Origin of the sequence: Planctomicrobium aquicomposti (assembly GCF_051466325.1) — a bacterium.
Lineage (GTDB): Bacteria > Planctomycetota > Planctomycetia > Planctomycetales > Planctomycetaceae > Planctomicrobium.
The window spans coordinates 1,743,604-1,763,083 of sequence record NZ_CP195792.1 but is presented as its reverse complement, the minus strand read 5'-3'; the positions used below and the strand labels follow the sequence as shown (position 1 = coordinate 1,763,083).

Below are 19,480 nucleotides of genomic sequence, written 5' to 3'. Positions count from 1 at the left end.
CTGACAGAAGTGCTACTCTCCCCCCCCGTGCTGATTCCTGTTCCCGCTGAATGAACTACCGCATCACTCATTCCACGACTTACAGCTACTCCAGCCCGGTGAGGGTCTGCCACAACTATGTCATGCTGACCCCCAGGGAGCAGCAGACGGTCACCTGCCAGTCACACCGGCTGGTGATTCGCCCCACTCCGCAGGTTTCCGGAAGGCGCACGGACTATTTTGGGAACACGGTGCAAAGCTTCTCGATCGAAGAGAATCATCGCCAGCTGCAGGTCGTTGCCACCAGCCGGGTGACTGTGACGCCACGAGAGTTGCCCGCGGCGATGGAAACTCCTCCTTGGAATGAAGTTGCAACGGGAGTCACTGAACGGACCGATCCCAAATGGCTGCGGGCTTCTCCCTTCCTGTACGACTCCCCGCGGATTCGCCGCAATGCAGAGTTTCGCGAATTTGCGCTGCAGTCGTTCACAGTTGACCGCCCCATACTGGAGGCGGTCCTCGATTTGACACGCATCGTTCACGAGCACTTCAAATACGACAGCAAAGCGACCGCGGTCGACACGGAAGTGGAGACGGCATTTTCTCTGCAGCGCGGAGTCTGCCAGGATTTTTCCCATGTGCAGATTGCCTGTCTCCGGTCGATAGGGCTCCCGGCCCGATACGTCAGCGGCTATCTGCGAACGTTGCCCCCGCCCGGCAAGCCGAGACTGATCGGTGTCGACCAATCTCATGCCTGGCTCGCGGTTTACTGCGGAGAACAGCTGGGCTGGGTGGACGTCGATCCGACCAATAATTCTCCCTGCGGCGCCGACCATATCCCGATCGCCTGGGGACGCGACTACAGCGACGTCGCCCCCATCAAGGGGGTCTTTCTTGGCGGGGGAGACCACCAGTTGACGGTGTCGGTCGACGTCAGTCCGGTCGACGGTGAAGGGATCGCTTAGACGCCACCCTGGTTGCCGATCAAACGATCTGGCGATCGCGTTGGTCCCTTTGAAAAATCCGCTCTCGACGCTGCCTGATTCGCCGTAAGGATTTGATGACAGTCGCCACTTTTGGGGCGGCGACTTCGGCACTCCTTTTGCCCATTCACGGAGATGAGAATGTCTCTGGAGGCGTAGGCAGCATGGGCCATTCTCATTCAGTGACATGGTCCGTCAGTTCTGAATTGATGCGAGGAGACCGATACTGGCTTACTCCTCAAGACAGTGTGCATTCTTTCGGGGATGTGGCGTCACAACATCGCAGAATTGACGGACCATTTTTTTCTCATCATCGCGGGCAGGAGTAACACGATGAACTGGGATCAAGTGGAAGGGAATTGGAAGCAGTTCAAAGGTCAGGTCCAGCAGCAATGGGGAAAACTGACTAACGACGACTTGGATATGATCAAGGGTCGCAAAACAGAGTTAGCTGGCAAACTGCAGGAACGCTATGGCTACGCCAAAGACCGTGCGGAGCAGGAAATCAATCAGTTCTGTGACCGCTGCAACTGACCGTCAATTGGCGACATCAAAGCCTGAACCACACCGCATTGAGAGTGAGTTTCGCTGAACCCGCTTCGGCTCATGTGCATCTGACGAAAGTCACTGTACGAAAAAGCTGGGCGGGTTCCTTGCATGGCGAGCATTCATTTTTTACCCCTGTCTCGCCCGGAAAAACCGGTCAGTCGAGAGTGTGGGACGCGCGACGAAAAGGGGCTCGAACGCGCCCCCTTTCACAAGAGATTGCGGCGTCGCAGCTGAATGAACTGGTTGATCAAGGGCAAATTGAGCTGATGGGGTTCCACATCGACGATGTGAATTCCACTTCGTCTGAGCATGTGCAGAGACTCGTCACGCTCGGCCAGCAGGCGGAATGCGACCGCCTTCCGGGCTCCCTCTTCGAGAGATTTCATCGGGCTGGCGATGATCTGCTGAAGTGCCGGGGTGCGGAGGGCAGCGAACAGCACCACATGGCGTTTGGCGAGACTTGTCAGCGAAGCCCGAAACTGCCGCGACGTCTCAAGGTCGTTGATGTCTGAAATAATGATCACGAGGCTGCGTTTGGCTTGGCGCGACTGGAGCTCTGCAAACAGACGGGTGAAATCGGACTCTCTTAGCTCCGTCTGCAGGTCATATACGCATTCCGCGAGAAGACGAATCGAACTGGCACCCCCAACCGGCGAAAGATAACCCCGGATTCGGTCATCGAACATCGCCACTCCGCAGCGATCCCCACTCTGCAGCACGACCCTCGCCAGATTCAACCCGGCATCGACTGCACAATCCAGCTTGGTTCCTCGGTCGGTCTCCGCTCCCATAAGCCGTCCGCAGTCAAAGAGAATCATCACGTCGCGGTGCTGCTCAACCTGATAGCGGCGCACTACCGGAGTTCGCACGCGGGCGGTCGTCCGCCAGTCGATCCGGCGGGGATCGTCTCCGTAGCGGTAGGCGTGTAACGATTCGAATTCGGTGCCGCTGCCGTGGCGCGGCGTGAAGACGATTTTTTCCAGCTGCTGCGCGTCCGCAGTCAGATCTTTCTCCAGCAGCTCGCGCGAGGCGAACGTCTCGGGAAGTACCCGCACAGCTGCTGTTTCACCGATTTCCTGCTGGAAGTCTATCAGCCGACGCGGACCACACACCCGCAGCCAGAGTGGTCCAAACAGATGCCGGCCGCGGATCGGAATCCGACATTCCAGATCGAACAGCTTCTCTAGGCCTGCAGGCAGATCAAACTCATAAAAACAGAGTCTGGGACGCGAAGCCGAGGGGAGCAGATCGCGCAGCTCGCCTCGGACGGGTGACGTTCCGCGATATATCACCGTCAGTTGGACACGAAAGGGTTGATTGCGTCCGACGATGACTGGAATCTTCCGTTCGACGCTGAATTCGGCAATCAGTTTGCGCGCGGACTGATAGTCCTGCCAGGCAACAGCAGCCAGAACCGCTGTCATTGTGAGCAGGATGTACGCGAAGGGGGTCCAGAAAAAGGTCAGCAGGCTCGCTGCCAGAATTCCGGCACAGAATCGAAGCAGTTGGATTCCCGGACGGGCCCTCAACGCGGAACCTCCACATGGGACAGGAGATTCCGCAGCACCTCGTCCGTGGTAGTCCCTTCAAGTTCGGCAGAGGGTCCGAGGACGACCCGGTGACGCAATGACGGCAGAAACGCCGTCTGGATGTCGTCGGGGGTGACGTAGTCCCGCCCCTGAAAACGGGCAAGGCTTTTGGCTCCGATCAGCAGCATCAGGCCCGAACGGGGACTGGCTCCCACCGACAGGGTCTCATCGTCACGCGTGGCCTGCACCAGCCGCTGCACGTAGGCGACCACTTCGTCTCGCACATGGGTCTCTCGAATGATCTGCCGTGCCTTCAGAATCACGTCGCGGTTCACAACCCGCTTGACGAGTGTCTGCTCGGGTGCGGCCAGACCGGCGGTGGCATGGTGTTCTTTGAGAATGCGAATTTCATCAGCCTGCGCGGGATAGCTGACCCGCACTTTGAACATGAACCGGTCCAGCTGCGCCAGCGGCAGGGGGTAAGTTCCTTCCTGTTCGATCGGGTTCTGTGTGGCGAAGGTGACGAAGGGATCCGGCAGCGGATACGTCGTGCCATCGAAAGTCACCTGCTGTTCCTGCATCGCTTCCAGCAAGGACGACTGAGTGCGGGCAGAGGCCCGGTTAATTTCGTCCGCCAGCAGAAAGTTCGTGAAGACCGGGCCATGCCGGAATTCAAAACTGTGCGTATCTTCGCGATAGATGGAGGAGCCGGTCACATCATTCGGAAGCAGATCGGGGGTCATCTGCACGCGGCGATAGTCAAGACTCAGCGTCGCTGCGATCGTGCGGACCAGCAGCGTTTTCGCGACTCCCGGAGGTCCTTCCAGCAGAATGTGCCCCGAGCTGAAGAGAGCGGCCAATGCAAAATCGATCACTTCGTCCTGTCCGAAGACGACTTTGGAAATCTCTTCGCGGACCCGTTGGTAAAGTTGATCTACAGACAAGCGGCCATCCTCTGCATCAGTTTCGTGGCGGTGGGACTGGAAATCGAACGTGACGAACCTAACTCATCGTCAACAGCCTTGAAGGCGCTTTCGATCTGCTCGGCCCGCTCCGGATCGCGACGGCCAAGAATATGGATGATCGTTTGCGGGTCCCTCGTCTGTGGCGGCAGCCCCAGTTCTTTGGCAATGGTGGCCAGCACTCCATTCCGGACCTGTTCCAGCAGAAACATCCGGCTCCCTTTTCCTCGCAAAAAGAAGCGAGCCATGGCGTTGACATATTCGCGAATATCGCGGCGGTTGACGAGGGTATCGGGCTGGGGAGGACCGAGAAAAATGGCCTCTCGCCAGGCCCAGAGTCCGATCAACAGACACAAGGCCAGTGTCGCTGCCGCGAATCCGGGAATGGTCAGCAGGTACAGTGAGTTCCCGCGCACGGCGAGTCCATGATAAAACTCGTCGAAGACCACGAGCTCTCCGTGGGGTGCCAGCAGATGCGCTGCCAGCACACAGTTGTCTCCCTGCTGGAGATAGCGGTTGGTCATCAGCTGGCTGTCCGAGATCAGGACGATGGTCCCCTGACCTCGGGGGATTTCTGCGACCAGGGGAAAGCTGTTTCCCAGTGGATCGACCAATTCGATCTGCCCGCGGGGCGGATCACCAGCGAACTCGAAAAAATGCACTTCGGATGCCGGGATCGCCAGCTCCTGAATTCCCGCTGCGGTGAGCGACGGCAGTCCCGTGACTTTGACCGGAGAAATCTGCAGGCCCTGAGCCGGCAGGACCTGCTTCTGGTTGAGCTGGTCCAGTGCATCCTGCACCTGTCTCACGGCGTCACTCATCGTGCGAGGTGGCTCCGTCGGTTTGGGAACGTTCGGCTTCACAACCGAATTTCCCAGGCTGTCCGAAGGGTCGAACGATTCGATCCAGATCTCATCCAGACCCAGCACGCTGAAGAGATCGTGCTCCTCTTTTGGGGCCATGAATGCAAGCTGCCGGACATCTTTGAACGACGCATCGCCGACGGCGATCACCAGTCGGCCTCCCGCTTCGACCCATGTCACTAATTGCGAAAGATAGGCGGGCTCGACGTTGATTAATTCGTCGGACGGCCCCAACAGCACCAGTGTCGAGGCTCCGAGTTCTGACGGATGCGGAGGAGCGACTTCACGTCGGACGGGAATGTGCAGTTCCTCCAGCAGTTCATAGAGCCCACGAAACCCATACGCCTTCGTTCCGAAGCTGTCGAATCCGGTTCCATTGGCGCTCTGGGGACGCAGGAGCGCCAGCACGCCCAGCACCAGGCAGAGTATGGTCACGCCCACCGCTGTCAGAATCGCATTACGGGCTATGAGCATCGTCGCGCCTCCTGATCTGGCTGACGACGCGACGGTGTCCTTCGCGGCAGGCGATGAAGTCTTCCGGCAGGCAGAGTTGTTCGCCGTACCACTTTGTGTTGATGGTGTCGACAAACTGCCGCAGCGGTTCTAGGTGCGGCGTGGAACGATATTTTCGCAAGAGTTCGCTATTCGTGTAGCCCGGACGCAGTTTCTTTTTCTCGGCCTCCTGCAGGCGCAGCAGAGTTGCCCGAAAGAGCAGACGGACCGCTTCGATGGTCCGTCCCACGGAGAACTCCTGCTCTGCCCGCTTCTCCAGAACCTCTGGACGTACGGTCTCTTCACGATCCCCCGGGAGTGTGAGAGGGGATTTGCGGCGAACAATGAAGGGCGAAATCAGTGTGTAGAGCAGATGCCCCACCAGGCCACATAACACCACCGCCAAACCGACCACGAGCAGCCAGCGGGCGAAATCCGGCAGCCCTTCGGTCTGATCAAAGACCCAGACCAGCGGCTTGAGCAGCCACTTCAGAATCACGTAGGTCCAGTTCCGTGACGATTCCCGAACCGGTTCCTCCAATGTGTAGTCCGGGCGCGACAGCACCACCTCCGCCAGTCGGCGGATTTCCTCCGGCGGAGGGAGCGGTGATGCGGTCGTTTCAGACATGGAGACGAAGGCCCACGGCGATCATGAAAAATGGAGTCTGTCCCGTTTTCCCGGGATTGATGATCGAATGCAGGACACCATTGGCATACAGTGCCGAGAAGCGTCACTGCCCCGCGGCTTAAGAGGAAGAGGGCGGAAGCAATCCACTCTAGACTCGTGCCCGGGCGAAGTCATCGTCTTCGTCATCCTGCGCGGCCTCGGCCGCCCCCACCGCTTCGGCGAGTCGAACGAGGTCGAAGTTTTCATTCTTGCAGCGACAGGAGAAATAGAAGACGACCTGACATGCTGCGGTCAGCCCCACGAAAACGGCCTGGATCACCGAGACCCCGATCGCCCTCAGATGAGGCTGCGGGATAATCCCGCCCAGTCCACCTGCAATGCCTCCCGCCAAACCAAGAATAAATCCCAGCCCGATCAGTGTACCGTACTGGCCCGCCAGAATCTGTTTGCTCCGCCGAAGGGCATCCATTCCGCTCACCCGCTCGATCACGACCGGATACACGTACATGCAATACCACAGCGCAAACAGAATGCCCGGAATGATCAGCAGGATGAATCCCCCCATGATGATCAATCCATAAAGAATTGAAGTGCCGAGCACAGCCGGAATGAGTCCCAGGCCCGCCTTCAAGGCTTGTCCCAGGCTGGTCCGCTGCCCGAGGTATTCCCTTGAGGCGACAGTCACGGTCGCTGCCTGCGCGAGCGGGTTCGCGATGAAAATATTCACCACAATAAAGATCAAGTTGAGGATTTGGGTTTCAGGGGAAACAGTCTGAATGGCAACAGTCCCTCCCAGTGCAGGATCGTCAATATTCACGGATCTCTGCGCAGCAGACACCGCCAGCAGATTTTGAGCCGCGAGCACCGGGAAGATTGTGCAGAGCATGATCCCCATGATGGTCGTGAATTTGTTCTTGAAGAGGGCTAAACCCTGATCCAGAATTCCCCCAATGCCCAGTGCCTGAAGCTTGTAGCTCATTTCCTTGCCCTCCGCCTCGTGAATGTTGGCCGTTACCAAACTGCCGTGTCAGTATGCCCGAACCCGTTTGCCGAAGCAACAGCCGCGGAAGCGGTCCGGTCGCAGTCTTCGCCCCACGAAAACTGAAAAAGGATCGTTCACGACGAACCGCGTCGGGCCCGATTGGTTCGCCAGTTCAGATAGGCCCCCAGTGCGGTGGCGTAGTCATCGGTCGTCGTGAGCGGGACGAGATCGAACCCACTCCGGCCAGCCAGTGATTTCAGTTCCGCCTGAAATGCCTGAAACTGCTCGAGATAAACGGACCGCAATCGATGCGGATCGACCAGAATTCGCTCCGCAGCCCGCTCCAGACTGCGAAACTGGGTCGGTCGAGTGAAAGGGAAGTCCGCCTCTTCCGGTGCGATTACCTGCATCAGAATGACCTCGTGGCGGTTTCGTCGGAACAGGCTGAGTGCGGCTTGCAGCTGGTTCAGGTCATCGAAGAAGTCGCTGATCAGGCAGACCAGACTGCGGCGCTTCAGCGAAGGGACAAACTTCTGCAGGAAGGTCCCCAGACTGGATTCGCCCCCCGGCTGGCAGTTCTGCAGCGAAGCCATCAGTGAACCGAGGTTCTTGGAATGTGTCGAGGGCTCAACCCGGACCCGTTCACGTGTGTCAAAGGTGACCAGACCGACCGCGTCCCGCTGGGAGTGGAGCAGATAAGCCAGCGCGGCAGCCAGAGTGCGGCCATAGGCAAACTTGGAAGCGGTCGACGCTCCGTACCCCATGCTGCCCGAGGCATCCAGCAGCAGTGTGGCCCGCAGGTTGGTCTCTTCTTCAAACTCCTTGATGTAGTACTTGCCGGTTTTGCCGTAGGCCCGCCAGTCGATGTGTCGAACCTCGTCTCCCGGGTAATACTGGCGGTGCTCTACAAACTCGACGCTCGTCCCCTTGAACGGGCTTTTGTGCTGGCCCAGCATGAAGCCTTCGACAATCAGTCGCGCAACGACCTCCAGCTGGCCGAAGCGGGCCAGTGCGGAAGGATCGTGGAGAGGAATGTCTGCGGACATGAAAAAACATGATAACCGATTCCTCAACCGCTGCGGCAAGGGATGCTGTTCAGCCCGTAAGGGAAGGGGTGGAGCAGTGCGAGCCGTTCTTCTCCGGCGAGGTCAATCGGCATTTTTTGCAGAAAGACTGATGAACCCCGGCAGAATTCGCCGATCTTAATGTTGGATTGTTCCTTTTAGAGTGCTGCCCTCCGCGGGAAGTCCTGGTGGATAGTGCGGAAGGATTGGCCTTCATGCGGCGTGACGCAAAACTTGGTTTGGCGTTGGGAATGCTCGTGCTGGGATTTGCCTGCGCGTTCTGTTTCCCGCGTCAGCGCGCGTCTGTCGTGTTGGAGCAAGTGGTCATTCCCGCTCCGATTGCCGACTCGGAACTGGAATTCCTGCCGATCCGCGCCTATCAGCCTGCTCCCGCGGTGGCAGACTCTCAACGCTCACTGGCAGAGGTCCTCCCCTCGGACCCCGTGATTCCGGGCGAGGCACCTCCCCCGCTGACTCCCGCTCCCGTCGTAGCAAGTCAGGAGCCAACTCCGGCTGCCGTTCCGCCGGTCGTCACTCCGCAGGATGAAGCCTTACGTGCGGAAACGTCGGAACAGCGCTACCGGGTTCGCTCGGGCGACACGCTCACCGCAATCGCATCACGGCTGTTGGGGGACGGTCGACGCTACCTCGAAATCTACGAAGCCAACGCGCAGACTCTGGGAAGCCCGGACAATCTCGCGGTCGGGACGGAATTGCGCATTCCCCCCAAGCTGAAACTCGTGGCGTTGTCGCCTCCGGAGCCGGACCACGCTCCCGCGAAAGCCGCCACACCGGAACCAGCCCCAACGCCGACGCTCGCTCAGTCGACTCCCCGCTCCGTCACAACACTCCCCAACACGGTCCCCGGGGCGACTTCTGCTCCGCGCGACGTGATGTTATCACTCCCCGCGAACAACGGCGGCGTGGTGCGGACGCACACTGTCAAACAGGGCGAGACTCTGGAGTCGATCGCGGTCCGTTATTACGGAAACCGGCATGCGGTGGACCGGCTGCGGTCGCACAACCCGGCGCTGATGGGGAATCCCCGTCAGCTGCAGGCCGGCATGCAGCTGCTGATCAAGTAGTGCGCGCAGGGGAGCGAAGGCAGCGCCTCTCTCCGGCCGGAATTGGCGAAAGCCGACCGTCGCACGCGGTCCGTCACACCGGTTGTTCGATCACGGCAGCTGCTTTGGTGTCGAGGGACTGGCGGGTTCCCAAATGGTCGATCCCCGCCACATCATGCCGGAGCTGAGTGGTCTGGGTCAGCAGCTGCAGTATTTCATCGCGGTTCTGCTCCGCCTGCCGGACTGCCTGCTCCAGATGAGGAAAGAGCCCGCCGGTAAACTGTTGCTCGACCATCTGTGTGGCGAGATTAGCGATGCGCTGCTTCAGTCCGTGCTGCAGTCGACTGGTGAAGCGGAAAATCAGGATCGCACACCACAACAGCAAAAACAGCGTGGCCGCCAGATAGAAGTCGGTCGTCAGCAGCGGTGCTCCCTGCAGAAACGAGTCGTAGAAGAAATTCTTGCCGACACGGTACAGCACAAAGAGCAGATAGACGCTGAGGAAAACCTCGTAGGTGAGGCGCACCCACCAGCGGGAATTCCTGCGGGACAGGTCCTCGATAATGTCGTCGATGCGGCGACTCGCATCCCCGACAAACCGGTCTTCAACCGCCACGGCATTCCGGCGCAGATCGTCGAGGGAACGCTGCTTCAGCAACGCCGGGTTCAGCCCTGCCGTGTTGACGTGACCTTCGATCACAATCTCCGCTTCGCGAAGTACGGAATCTTCGAGAGCGAAATGAGTCATTCGCCGCAAGGTAGACTCGGCCGCCTGCTCTTTACGTTTTGACTCCAGCCAGCGCATGCTCTGCACCGTTCCCAGCAACGCGACCTGCGCGGTGCTGTGGGCCCGGAACAGCACCGTCGATGTGATGATCCCCCCCAGACTGTTGTACATCCGCAGCAAGGCTGAAAACGGGCTGAGCCCCCATTGATCGGTCACCGATGTCAACAGCCGACGTTCCCAGAGCCGACGGCTGGTCAGCAATTCGGACTGCAGCTGCGCAGCCATCCGACGGCTGAGTTCCTGATTCTGCGCCACGAGGGCCAGTTCCAGCTGATCGAGTGCGGGCTGTTTCTCGGCCAAGACTTCCTGACAGCGCAGCAGGGCGGAATGCAGCAGATCGAGAACGTTCGCGCGGCGAATGCGAATCCGTTCGGAGGCTCCCAGCTTGTTCAGCAGGACACCGATGAGCCGTCCCAGATCTCCGGAAGGACGCTGTCCCGCCTGCTGCTCCTGCAGTCCGCGACGGGAGTCGACAAAGTAAATTTCCGGGACTTCGAATTCGTGTGAAAGGAGTTTCTGCCAGTCGCTGCGGATGTCTTCATCGAGGTCGGCGTGCGTCTGCACGAAGATCATCCGGCAACCGGCCGCTGCGGTCGCGAGTTCATCGGCCACCCGGGCGGAACGGTACTTCTGCTGGGTCGAGGCGTAGAGCAGGACATCACAGTAGGGGAGCAGTGTCCGCAGCCGATCCAGATTGCTCCCCGGCGAGTCTCCCTCGCTGGTATCGGGGTCGGGGCAATCCAGAATCATGACGTCGCGCAGGAGTTCCGCATCGCGCTGGACGATATCGACCTCATCGAGCGGCAATCCCAATTGTGTGAGATCGGTATTCAGATGCGCGATCAGGACCGGACGCTGCGTGGTTGGTCGCTGCCGTCCGGAGCGGGTCACCTCTTCACCAACCAGCGCATTCACCAGTGAACTTTTCCCGGTACCGGTTCCACCAAATGTCGCCACCACCAGCGGCGTTTCCATGCGGATCCGCAGCGTGTCGACCCGTTCCAGGACCCGCTTGAGCAGCAGCTGGCAGCGTGGAATCGGCTCCCATTCGGTCGGAAGTAAGGTCCAGTTCTCCACCCGCCGACGCAGATCGTCGATGGCGGCGAGGAGTTCCAGCTGGCGGACTTCGGAACTGAGCATGGGAACATTCAGCATGTGGGGACGGAGACACCAACAGCCAGACGCCAGGCGCCGGACCGAACCGGCAGCATATCAGACCGCCCCGGATCCTTCCTCACCGGGATCGGGGGAATCGTGCGACCTGCAGGACGGGTCAAACAGCAAGCCCGCTGAAAATCTCCGGCGGGCACCCTTCGTGCGGGGATTCCCCTTTCTGTATGATGTCTACTTCCCCCCGACTTCGACCAGTTTGAGTTGATTCCGTGCCTCCGACGCCCAGCTCTCGTACCACTCCCGGATTCCTGCTCGGCAGCTTCGCCGGACAGATTCTGGCCGTCGGACTCTTCCTGCTGTTCATACTGGAAAATCAGTTCGTCGCTGCGGCCTTCGTCAGCGAGGCGGGCTGGTCTCGACTCGTGCTGGCGCTCGGAGGAACGCTGCACCCGACCGCCGACGGAGTGGTCCCGGAAGCTCCGCTGCTCTCGGTGCTCCTGCTGGCAGGGGCCCTCTGCGCGGGGGCCAATCTCGTGGGCGCCTGGTTCGCGCGGCGGAGCAGGAAGGTCTCATTCGGTGAGGCTCTCGCGGCCGTTTGTCAGCAGAACGCCGTGTGGAGTTGGCCGGTCGCCTTATGGTCCGTTGGCTGGATCATCAATCTGCTTCATGAAAGTGCATTTCTGGGGCAGCTGCTCATCCTGACTCCCAGTCTGGCGCTGAGTCTCACTCTGGCGGCCTGGGGCTGGACCGCGTTTCGCCCCTGTCTGAAAGAATCTCTCCCCGATGGTTCCACCGGTGGACTCAGTCGGCGTCTGTTATGCGCGGCGATGGGGGCCTATGTCCTCATCTTTGTGGCGATGAACTGGGGGTTGTGGTTCAACCTGCGACTGCCTCACGGCGATTCCTCGATGTACGAGGAGCACCTGTGGAACACGCTGCATGGCAAAGGCTTCCGCAGCTACCTCGATCAGGGACTGTTTCTGGGGGAGCACATTCAGGTCATCCACCTGTTGCTGATCCCGCTCTATGTGCTGTGGCCGTCGCATCTGCTGCTCGAACTGGTGGAATCGGCCGCCATCGCGTTGATGGCCTGGCCTGTTTACCAACTGGCAAAACGCTTCACGGGCAGTGAACGGGCCGGGGTGCTGCTGGGAGTCGCATCGCTGTTCTACTTCCCGTCGCACTACATGGATATTGCGATCGATTTGAAGACGTTCCGACCGGAGACACTCGGCCTGCCTGCGCTGGCGTTCGGGCTCTCCTTTCTGGAACAACGCCGCTGGAAGGCGATGATCGCGTGCTGTCTGCTGGCCCTCTCCAGTAAAGAAGACTACGCCATCGTACTGGCACCACTCGGACTGTGGCTGGCTGTCGATGCCTTGATGCAGCTGCGACGTTCACGGGAACCTGCCCCGCGGCGGCAGTTGCTCCTCGGAAGTCTGCTCTGCATCGGGAGCACGCTGTATCTGGCATTTGTCGTGAAGGTGGCGATCCCGTGGTTCCGGGATGGCGAGCAGGTGCACTACGTGCGGTATTTCCAGTCGTTCGGCAATTCCCCGACCGAGATCGTCTGGAACCTGTTGACCCGCCCGCAGCTCCTCTGGGTCAAGCTGGTGACCGCCGGGACGATTGCCTATTTCCTGCAGCTACTCGTTCCGCTTGGGTTCCCCTGGCGCGGCTGGAGCCGATTGCTGGTGGCGGCGCCGATGTTTGTCTCGCTTTGCCTGAACGAACTGGTGCAGTCGACCCCGGGGCCGGTCCACCATTTCCATGCGCCGCTGATTCCCATTCTGCTGTGGGCCGCCTGTGCCGCGCTGGCGAAGGGAGAGCGTCCCGCTCCGGACCCTCTGACCATTCCAAAGGGGAAGCAGCAGGAGTCTCAATCTCCCCCGTCACCCGCGCTCGACCGCAGCTGCTGGATTCTCTGCTGTGCGATCACGACAGCGATATTTTACAGCCTGTCCCCCTTTGGACTTCGCTTCTGGGATTCCGGAAGCGGCATGTTCTGGAAGAAGCTGTATGTGCAGGATGAACGGGCCCGGCAGTTTGCCAAAGTCCTCCCGCTGATTCCGCTCACCGCGCGGGTCGCCTCCACCGACTTTGTGCATCCCCGGTTCACCCATTGCGAACGGTCATACGACTACAGCGACTATCCCCGACGGGTTGCCAACTATGAATCGCGAGTTCCGGATGACACCGATTACATTGTCCTCGACACCCGGCATCCTTACAGCAAGGTGAAGCGACTGGAAGATGTCCGTGAGTTGCAGACCGAACCGGAACGCTGGGAAGTCCTGCCGAATGAAACGAATGGCTATTACATTGTGCTGAAGAAGCGGCCCCTGCCGGAGCGATCCAAATGATCTCCGGGACGACTGCTGAAACAACTTTGTTCCGTCGCCGGTTGATCTGGCTTGGGTGTGGTGCGCTCGGGGCAGCGGTCCTGTCGGTGACGGGCACTTTCGCTCCCTTGTCGCTGAAACGACTGGTATTGTTTCACGGGCTGTACGGGGCCGCCTGCGGTTATGTGCTGGGCTGGCTCGCCGAAGAAATTCAGCCACCACCGGGACGATGGCTGTTTGCGGCTGTGTTTCTGCTGAGTGTCGGCGGCTGTGTGAACCTCGCGTGGTTGTCGTTTCGCCAGTTCGAAACTTCGCGCCGGGGACTGGCTGCCGAACAGAGCGAGCAGGTGGCCGCACTGAACATGCTGGAGAAAATGGGGCCGACCGATCCGGAGTCCCGAGCCCGTTATGCCGCCGAAAGAAGAAAATACGCTCCGGAGTTCACGGATTATCTGGCCCACCGCGTGAGTGCACTCGGCACATGGTCAACACCGTGGCCAGAGTTTTTCTGGCTGGCAGAATGCCTGACGGCCGGAGGTGTCGCCTGCGGGATGTTTCATTGGCGGCGGGGAAACACTGCCGCAGTGACGATGACGAATTCAGAAAGAGAGCAAGGGTGAAGGCATGGCCATGATTGTCGGCCTGGGAACGGACATCACGGAGATCGTCCGCATTGGTGAAATGATCGAACGTCACGGCGAGCTGTTTCTGCAGCGGGTCTATACCGAAGAAGAAATCAAATACTGCCAGCGCCACAAAGAGCCGTTGCAGCACTATGCCGGCCGCTGGGCGGCGAAAGAGTCGGTCATGAAGTCACTGGGAACCGGCTTTACGCGCGGCGTCGGCTGGAAGGATATTCAGATCTGCAAACGAAAGTCGGGGCGACCGGTTGTTGAACTCTCCGGCGGAGCGGGACGGGTGGCGGAAATGCTGGGGATCGATGAAGTGCTGATCACCATTTCTCATTGCCGGGCCTATGCCACGGCCACCGCGATCGCCATGCAGCACACTCCGCGAAACGCAGAGACCTGATCGGGAGATTGCGACGCGAAGGGATCTCAAGGTTTCGCACAATCCCTTCTTCGTCAACGGATCTTGTGGCCGACCTCCCTGTTGCGAGGTATGCTGAAGGAAATCATCGACACATCAGCAGGAGCAGACACATGGTCCGCATTCAGAAGATTCTTGTTCCGACCGATTTCAGCGAGTTCAGCCAGCACGCGCTCCGTTACGGGTGTGAACTGGCTCGGAAATTTGAAGCGGAACTGCTGCTGCTGAACGTCGTGGAGGACATTTACCCGCTGATCCCGGAACCGGGACTGATGCTGCCGACCCCACCCGATTTCATCGATGACCTGAAGGAGAAGGCGGGAAAGGTCTTCGTCAGTTTCCCCCCGGCCGAATGGTCCGCTGGCCTGAACATCACCCGCACCGTGCGCGTGGGGACGCCGTTTCTGGAGATCATCCGGTATGCCCGCGAGTCGGAGTGCGATCTGCTTGTCATTGGGACGCATGGCCGTTCCGGGCTGGCTCACGTGCTGATGGGAAGTACAGCCGAGAAAATCGTCCGGAAGGCTCCCTGCCCGGTGCTGACTGTCCGGCCCGAGGGGCATGAGTTTGTCATGCCGTAACAATTTGCAGAGAGTAGGCAGTTTCGGGCCACTTGAACTCCGCCCAGCGCGGGGTTCATTCGTTCATGTCCATTGAAAAACGGTCTGGCAGAATTTGCCGCGATCGTGTTAACGTCCCGGCGCTTTCAAAGGCTTCAAGTGCGCGACGACGATCGAGGACATGGGACATGTGTCATTTTCGGGCTCCAAGTCTGCTGGGTCTGGCAGCTCTGTTGCTGCTCTGCGGCTGTTCCGACCGGGGCCGGCCTGGAAACAAGGAACCGGATCTTCCGGCTTGGCTGAGCGACGATACGCCGACGCCCGGCGGCACCAATTCCGAGATTCTGTTCGCCAATGATGCCCCCGTCAGCCTGGGACTCGCCCTCAAGCCGGGGGATCAGTTTCCACTCCGCAAAGTCGTTGAACAGGAACTGCAGCAGGACACCGTTCAGGGGACGCCGCAGACCAACCGCTCCCGGCTGGAACTGATGTTTGCCATCACCGTCCTCGAACAACGCGAAGGACGCACTAAGCTGGGCGTCCGCTATTCGCGAGTCCGCTACAGTCACGACGTCGCGGGTGAGCACGTGGAATACGACTCCACCCGACCGACCGCCGAACTGCCGTTGTCGGTGCTCGCTTATCACGACATGGTCAACGATGGGTTTGCATTCTGGCTGGGACCGGATAACCAGATTCTGGAAGTCGACGGGCTGACGGAGTTCCTGAACCGTTGTCTGGCCCGTGTCCCTGAAGACCAGCGGCAGAACGTCGTGCTCGGGATGGAAGCAGGCTCCGGTGAAACCGGGATCGCAAACTTCGTCGACAACAGTATCGGGTTGCTCCCCTGCGGCACACAGTCCCGGCCCGGAGATAGCTGGGATCGCCAGCAGCACGTGTCGCGACCCATTCCGATGCATATCAACAATCGCTATACCCTGAAGGAACTTTCAAACAATCTGGCGGTCATCGATATTCGCGGAGCGATTACCCCTTCCACCACCGTCAACATGCTCGACGACGGCAACGGTGTTCGGGTGCTGGTGAACGGGGGCGAAACACTGGGAAGCTGTTCCATTTACCGCGACACCGGTCTGCCGAAAGAGAGCCGCGTCGACAGAACGATCGATATGACAGTTGTGCTTTCGTCAGCCATTTCCTTCCGGCAACGGAAGCGGATCATGACCTCCATTGAATCATTTCCCGCGAACAACATGGCTGGCGGGAACTCCGGCATCATGCAGACATCCGGGACGTATCCTACACGCCCACAGGAGCAGGCGACGGCCAGCACGCAGATGTCAGCGATTGAACCGGACTGGGCTCGCCGCTAGAGCCCCGATCCCGGGGAAGTGTGGCGGCGTTTCAGCGACAAACCTTGATTGAACGCTTGGTTTACCGCCGCCAGAACGCCACGCGTATTTGAGATTCGCTCTAAAGCAGGTTGCTGTTCACCGTCCCCGCACAGCAGGCGTTTCGTCGAGAGAATTGCTGGCTTCCGCGTGGCGAGAACGGGGAAGTCAAAAGTCGCTGAGTCCGGCCTCCTACGGCAGCAGTTCCGCAAAGTGAAATCCGTCAATCCGGATCACCGTGCCGATCGCGACGACCAGCTGCAGCAGCCAGAGCAGCGTCACTGTTCTGCGTGAGGAAGTCGCACCGCACAGTCGATTCAGTGCGATGCCACCCCAGAGGAGAGCAAACGGCATCAGAAAGACCCACAGTCGCGCTGCTTCGCCGCGATTCTTCCCGCTCAGCCAGAGCAGTCCCCAGACGAGCGCCGGGATCAGCAGCTCCCCACGCTGCCCGGCGGGCTTCTTCCACAGCATCCAGAGTCCTGCCACCGCGCAGCAGGCAATGGGGGCTCCCAGTGACCCCGCCAGTTCCAGCGGAGTCGTCCACAACCAGCCGAAATAGCTGCGGGTGTGGTGTTCGTAAAACGCCGCATGATTCGAGAGGTTCCGGATCCAGACTTGCGGCAGGACCAGACCAAACTTCGCCCAGATGAATAGCACCGGCGCAGAGAATGCCACTGCCGATGCCGCCACGATTCCCCACGGCGACTTTAAGAAACGAGCCGAAGATGCCTCTGCAGGGGAGGCCTTCGCTGCGTATTGTCGCCAGAAAAACTGCAACACGAGGATCAAACCCAGTGGGACAAATGCCAGACTGAAAAAGGTGGCGAGAAACATCGTCAGTCCGGCGGCGACTCCGAGAATCGGACTGCGACGGTCAAATGCCGTCAGCCATTGCCACTGTGCCAGCATCGCGAAGAACGGAAACATGACATCCGACTTCGGATAGAAGATCGCCATCGCCGGCACCATCAGCCACATCGATGCGGTCCACCAGGCGGCTTCGGCGCCCACATCGCGTGTCAGCAAGGCGAACAGGGGAAGACAGGTACTGACGGCAGCAATCCCGACAAGAATCGCTCCCAGCCAGAGCGCAGCACAATCCGACGGACGGAGGTCCCGGTGGCTGCGAGCTTCATTCTCCCGCACCACTTCAAACGCTTCCCGGATCGTTCCCGGCTGCGCGGCGGTCGCAAAAGCGGTCAGTCGAGGAGAGCGTTCGCACGCACCGATCAGAGCGACGAAGCAGGTCGTCAGCCCCGGCGGATGCGTTCCCAGATGCAGATAGTTCTCGGACTTGCTGGAGTCCTGAATCCGCTCGGGGTACGTCTGGAGGAATTGCTTGAGTGAATCGACCTGATAGCGAGCCTGCCAGAAGTACCCGGAGCAGCGCTCGTAGTAAAGCACAAAGGGGACCCGCGCGGTTCCCGCGATTCCGGGGACCGCCGAAATCAACGTTGTGAGCCAGCCTCCCCCCAGCAGGCAGAGACCCGCCAGCAACCCCCAGCGTCGGCCAGCCGAGGCGGTCGGCATCAAACGGGCGCCGAACCAGACGTAGCCCAGGAGCAGCCCGCCAACGACCAGAGCAACCAGCACTGCCAGCGGATCAAACCCGTCACCGATCCGCTCCCATGTCCATTCACCCCGCACGCCGAGCGGCCACGTTGTTCCCCACAACAGCCCCAATTGCGCCACAGCGCCGACCGCACTGCAGGCGATCAACGCTGTTGCGAACCGGTGTTGCTGAGATTCCGGCATCGGTATTCTTGGAAGGCATGCAGCTTACAGCAGCGCGATGACGAGTCCGCTGCGGATTTTCGGATCGAACCAGGTCGACTTCGGCGGCATGAACAGGTTCTGTTCGCAGACGGCGACGAACTGGTCCATCGTCACGGGGGCCAGCGACAACGCCAGATCGTATTCGCCGGAGTCCACGCGGGAGACGAGGTAGGCAGCGTCCTTGTTGCCACCGACGTAGTTGATTTTCTTGTCCCGGGCATCTTTCATCCCGAGGATGGCATCGATCAGGTGGCGCTGAATGATGTCCGCGTCGATGGACTCGGCAGCGTCCTTCGGGTTATACGCGGTCGCCTTGGGAGTGACCTTATACCATTCCCCCTGCAGGTACAGTCCGAACTGATGAACGGTCGCCGGCCGGTACGGCGGAATCTTGCCGAGCTTTTCGACGGTGAACTGGGTTTCGAGCTGCTTCAGAAAATCGGCGGGAGTGACGCCATTCAATGGCAGCAGGCGGTTATACGGTTCGAGCCCGAGCCGGGCCGTCGGGAAGAAGACAGTCAGGAAGTGTTCCTTGCCGAGAGCAGCGGCGGCAGCACTCCGGTGATTTCCGTCGGCCACATAAGCAGCCGGCTCCCGCGCCAGCAGATCAATCAATTTCTGCTTTGTCGCAGCATCTTCGATAATCCAGGAGCGGTGCAGGTTCTGGTCTTCATCGAGTGTCTCGAAGTCGCAGGGACGCGACTGCGTGACTTCCTGCAGTGCGGCGAGCAACGCCCCCTCGCGGTCGTTCACCGCCAGGTTGACAGTTCCAAAATCGGCATTAGTCGCCTGAATCAGCTTGGCACGGCCTTCGGCTTTCTCGGGACGGATTCCTTCGTTCCGGATGATGGAGCCACCGGGAACCGCTTCCGTCCGGATCTCGGCAGTCAGTCCATAGCCACCGACTCCCAGCTGCGGAGCCTGCGGACGCTTCGGGGAAGTGATTTCGTAGACCCACAGCACGTTCTCGACCGTCCGGAACAACGGGTTGGACTTGAGAATCTGCATCTCGTCCGTCGCATGCTGCAGAGCGGCTTCGCAACCATCTTCCAGCATGTCTTCACTGCGGGCCTGATGGCAATGCGGCATCGTGATCCGCAGCACGTTCTCCGGCCGTTCCTGCAGCAGATCCCAGACTTCCTTGTCGGTCTGGAACTCATCGTAGTTCGGGGCGCTGACCTGAAACGCGGCGGAAGAATTCACGGGAATCAGAGCACGGCCAATGGGGTGCAGTGTCGGCATGGAAGAACGATCTTTCTAGTCCCGAACCCGGGGAAGTGTGGCGGTGTTTCAGGGATAAACGTTGGTTGAACGCGTGGTTTTCCGCCGCCAGAACGCCAAACGTCTTTAAATTCGCTTGCGAGCAAGCCGCTCTCTCGAATGTCGATGAGGCGCAGTACCG

Annotated in this window: 17 protein-coding genes; 8 read left to right on the top strand and 9 right to left on the bottom strand. The window is 59.8% G+C overall.

Features of this window, described 5'->3' with window-relative positions; genetic code table 11:
* The first annotated feature begins 50 nt into the window (after positions 1-50).
* Both SH664x_RS06760 and SH664x_RS06755 read left to right on the top strand, forming a co-directional pair.
* Positions 51-944 (top strand): transglutaminase family protein, encoded by an 894-nt coding sequence (locus tag SH664x_RS06760; protein WP_437206133.1) that lies wholly within the window; start codon positions 51-53, stop codon positions 942-944.
* 351 nt (positions 945-1,295) lie between these two features.
* Entirely contained in the window at positions 1,296-1,496 is a 201-nt protein-coding gene (locus SH664x_RS06755) for a CsbD family protein (protein ID WP_437206131.1), read from the top strand.
* Positions 1,497-1,717: 221 nt separating this feature from the next.
* On the opposite strand, the gene SH664x_RS06750 is transcribed toward SH664x_RS06755, so the two are convergent.
* The 6 genes from SH664x_RS06750 to SH664x_RS06725 all read right to left on the bottom strand — a co-directional run bounded on the left by SH664x_RS06750 (position 1,718) and on the right by SH664x_RS06725 (position 8,013).
* Entirely contained in the window at positions 1,718-3,040 is a 1,323-nt protein-coding gene (locus tag SH664x_RS06750) for a DUF58 domain-containing protein (RefSeq protein WP_437206130.1), read from the bottom strand.
* Positions 3,037-3,984, bottom strand: a complete 948-nt coding sequence (locus tag SH664x_RS06745; RefSeq protein WP_437206128.1) for an AAA family ATPase — start codon at positions 3,982-3,984, stop codon at positions 3,037-3,039. The genes SH664x_RS06750 and SH664x_RS06745 overlap by 4 nt, the downstream gene beginning before the upstream one ends.
* Entirely contained in the window at positions 3,975-5,339 is a 1,365-nt protein-coding gene (locus SH664x_RS06740; RefSeq protein ID WP_437206126.1) for a DUF4350 domain-containing protein, read from the bottom strand. The genes SH664x_RS06745 and SH664x_RS06740 overlap by 10 nt, the downstream gene beginning before the upstream one ends.
* A complete protein-coding gene (locus tag SH664x_RS06735) occupies positions 5,323-5,985 on the bottom strand; it encodes a hypothetical protein (RefSeq protein WP_437206124.1) in 663 nt (220 codons plus the stop codon). Before SH664x_RS06735 ends, SH664x_RS06740 begins: the two co-directional genes overlap by 17 nt.
* A gap of 148 nt (positions 5,986-6,133) precedes the next feature.
* On the bottom strand, positions 6,134-6,964 hold the full coding sequence (locus tag SH664x_RS06730; protein WP_437206122.1) for a hypothetical protein: 831 nt from the start codon (positions 6,962-6,964) through the stop codon (positions 6,134-6,136).
* A gap of 137 nt (positions 6,965-7,101) precedes the next feature.
* Entirely contained in the window at positions 7,102-8,013 is a 912-nt protein-coding gene (locus SH664x_RS06725) for a DUF58 domain-containing protein (protein ID WP_437206120.1), read from the bottom strand.
* Between the two features lie 233 nt (positions 8,014-8,246).
* Here SH664x_RS06725 and SH664x_RS06720 point away from each other — a divergent pair, with 233 nt between their 5' ends.
* The gene (locus SH664x_RS06720) at positions 8,247-9,116 is read left to right on the top strand and encodes a LysM peptidoglycan-binding domain-containing protein (protein ID WP_437206118.1); all 870 of its coding nucleotides are present in this window, start codon (positions 8,247-8,249) and stop codon (positions 9,114-9,116) included.
* Between the two features lie 73 nt (positions 9,117-9,189).
* On the opposite strand, the gene SH664x_RS06715 is transcribed toward SH664x_RS06720, so the two are convergent.
* A complete protein-coding gene (locus SH664x_RS06715; RefSeq protein WP_437206117.1) occupies positions 9,190-11,022 on the bottom strand; it encodes a dynamin family protein in 1,833 nt (610 codons plus the stop codon).
* A 242-nt stretch (positions 11,023-11,264) separates the two neighbouring features.
* On the opposite strand from SH664x_RS06715, the gene SH664x_RS06710 reads away from it, so the two are divergent.
* The 5 genes from SH664x_RS06710 to SH664x_RS06690 all read left to right on the top strand — a co-directional run bounded on the left by SH664x_RS06710 (position 11,265) and on the right by SH664x_RS06690 (position 16,281).
* On the top strand, positions 11,265-13,358 hold the full coding sequence (locus SH664x_RS06710) for a DUF2079 domain-containing protein (RefSeq protein WP_437206115.1): 2,094 nt from the start codon (positions 11,265-11,267) through the stop codon (positions 13,356-13,358).
* Complete coding sequence (locus tag SH664x_RS06705) at positions 13,355-13,957, top strand: hypothetical protein (protein ID WP_437206113.1); 603 nt, start codon at positions 13,355-13,357, stop codon at positions 13,955-13,957. The genes SH664x_RS06710 and SH664x_RS06705 overlap by 4 nt, the downstream gene beginning before the upstream one ends.
* A 4-nt stretch (positions 13,958-13,961) precedes the next feature.
* Positions 13,962-14,369 (top strand): holo-ACP synthase, encoded by a 408-nt coding sequence (gene acpS / locus SH664x_RS06700; protein WP_437206111.1) that lies wholly within the window; start codon positions 13,962-13,964, stop codon positions 14,367-14,369.
* 131 nt (positions 14,370-14,500) lie between these two features.
* Positions 14,501-14,968 carry a universal stress protein gene (locus SH664x_RS06695; RefSeq protein WP_437206109.1) on the top strand — a complete coding sequence of 156 codons (468 nt, stop codon included), beginning with the start codon at positions 14,501-14,503 and terminating at the stop codon, positions 14,966-14,968.
* Between the two features lie 167 nt (positions 14,969-15,135).
* A complete protein-coding gene (locus SH664x_RS06690) occupies positions 15,136-16,281 on the top strand; it encodes a DUF6263 family protein (protein WP_437206107.1) in 1,146 nt (381 codons plus the stop codon).
* Between the two features lie 210 nt (positions 16,282-16,491).
* Here SH664x_RS06690 and SH664x_RS06685 read toward each other — a convergent pair whose 3' ends face one another.
* Both SH664x_RS06685 and SH664x_RS06680 read right to left on the bottom strand, forming a co-directional pair.
* Positions 16,492-18,057 carry a hypothetical protein gene (locus tag SH664x_RS06685; protein WP_437206105.1) on the bottom strand — a complete coding sequence of 522 codons (1,566 nt, stop codon included), beginning with the start codon at positions 18,055-18,057 and terminating at the stop codon, positions 16,492-16,494.
* Positions 18,058-18,081: 24 nt separating this feature from the next.
* Positions 18,082-19,320, bottom strand: a complete 1,239-nt coding sequence (locus SH664x_RS06680) for a DUF1015 domain-containing protein (protein ID WP_437206104.1) — start codon at positions 19,318-19,320, stop codon at positions 18,082-18,084.
* Between the last annotated feature and the right edge of the window lie 160 nt (positions 19,321-19,480).

Coding starts and splice junctions, on each gene's coding strand:
- SH664x_RS06695 (WP_437206109.1), top strand. CDS start 14,501: ATGGTCCGCATTCAGAAGATTCTTGTTCCGACCGATTTCAGCGAGTTC.
- SH664x_RS06755 (WP_437206131.1), top strand. CDS start 1,296: ATGAACTGGGATCAAGTGGAAGGGAATTGGAAGCAGTTCAAAGGTCAG.
- SH664x_RS06705 (WP_437206113.1), top strand. CDS start 13,355: ATGATCTCCGGGACGACTGCTGAAACAACTTTGTTCCGTCGCCGGTTG.
- SH664x_RS06690 (WP_437206107.1), top strand. CDS start 15,136: ATGTGTCATTTTCGGGCTCCAAGTCTGCTGGGTCTGGCAGCTCTGTTG.
- SH664x_RS06715 (WP_437206117.1), bottom strand. CDS start 11,022: ATGCTCAGTTCCGAAGTCCGCCAGCTGGAACTCCTCGCCGCCATCGAC.
- SH664x_RS06730 (WP_437206122.1), bottom strand. CDS start 6,964: ATGAGCTACAAGCTTCAGGCACTGGGCATTGGGGGAATTCTGGATCAG.
- SH664x_RS06735 (WP_437206124.1), bottom strand. CDS start 5,985: ATGTCTGAAACGACCGCATCACCGCTCCCTCCGCCGGAGGAAATCCGC.
- SH664x_RS06720 (WP_437206118.1), top strand. CDS start 8,247: ATGCGGCGTGACGCAAAACTTGGTTTGGCGTTGGGAATGCTCGTGCTG.
- SH664x_RS06680 (WP_437206104.1), bottom strand. CDS start 19,320: ATGCCGACACTGCACCCCATTGGCCGTGCTCTGATTCCCGTGAATTCT.
- acpS (WP_437206111.1), top strand. CDS start 13,962: ATGGCCATGATTGTCGGCCTGGGAACGGACATCACGGAGATCGTCCGC.
- SH664x_RS06685 (WP_437206105.1), bottom strand. CDS start 18,057: ATGCCGGAATCTCAGCAACACCGGTTCGCAACAGCGTTGATCGCCTGC.
- SH664x_RS06740 (WP_437206126.1), bottom strand. CDS start 5,339: ATGCTCATAGCCCGTAATGCGATTCTGACAGCGGTGGGCGTGACCATA.
- SH664x_RS06725 (WP_437206120.1), bottom strand. CDS start 8,013: ATGTCCGCAGACATTCCTCTCCACGATCCTTCCGCACTGGCCCGCTTC.
- SH664x_RS06760 (WP_437206133.1), top strand. CDS start 51: ATGAACTACCGCATCACTCATTCCACGACTTACAGCTACTCCAGCCCG.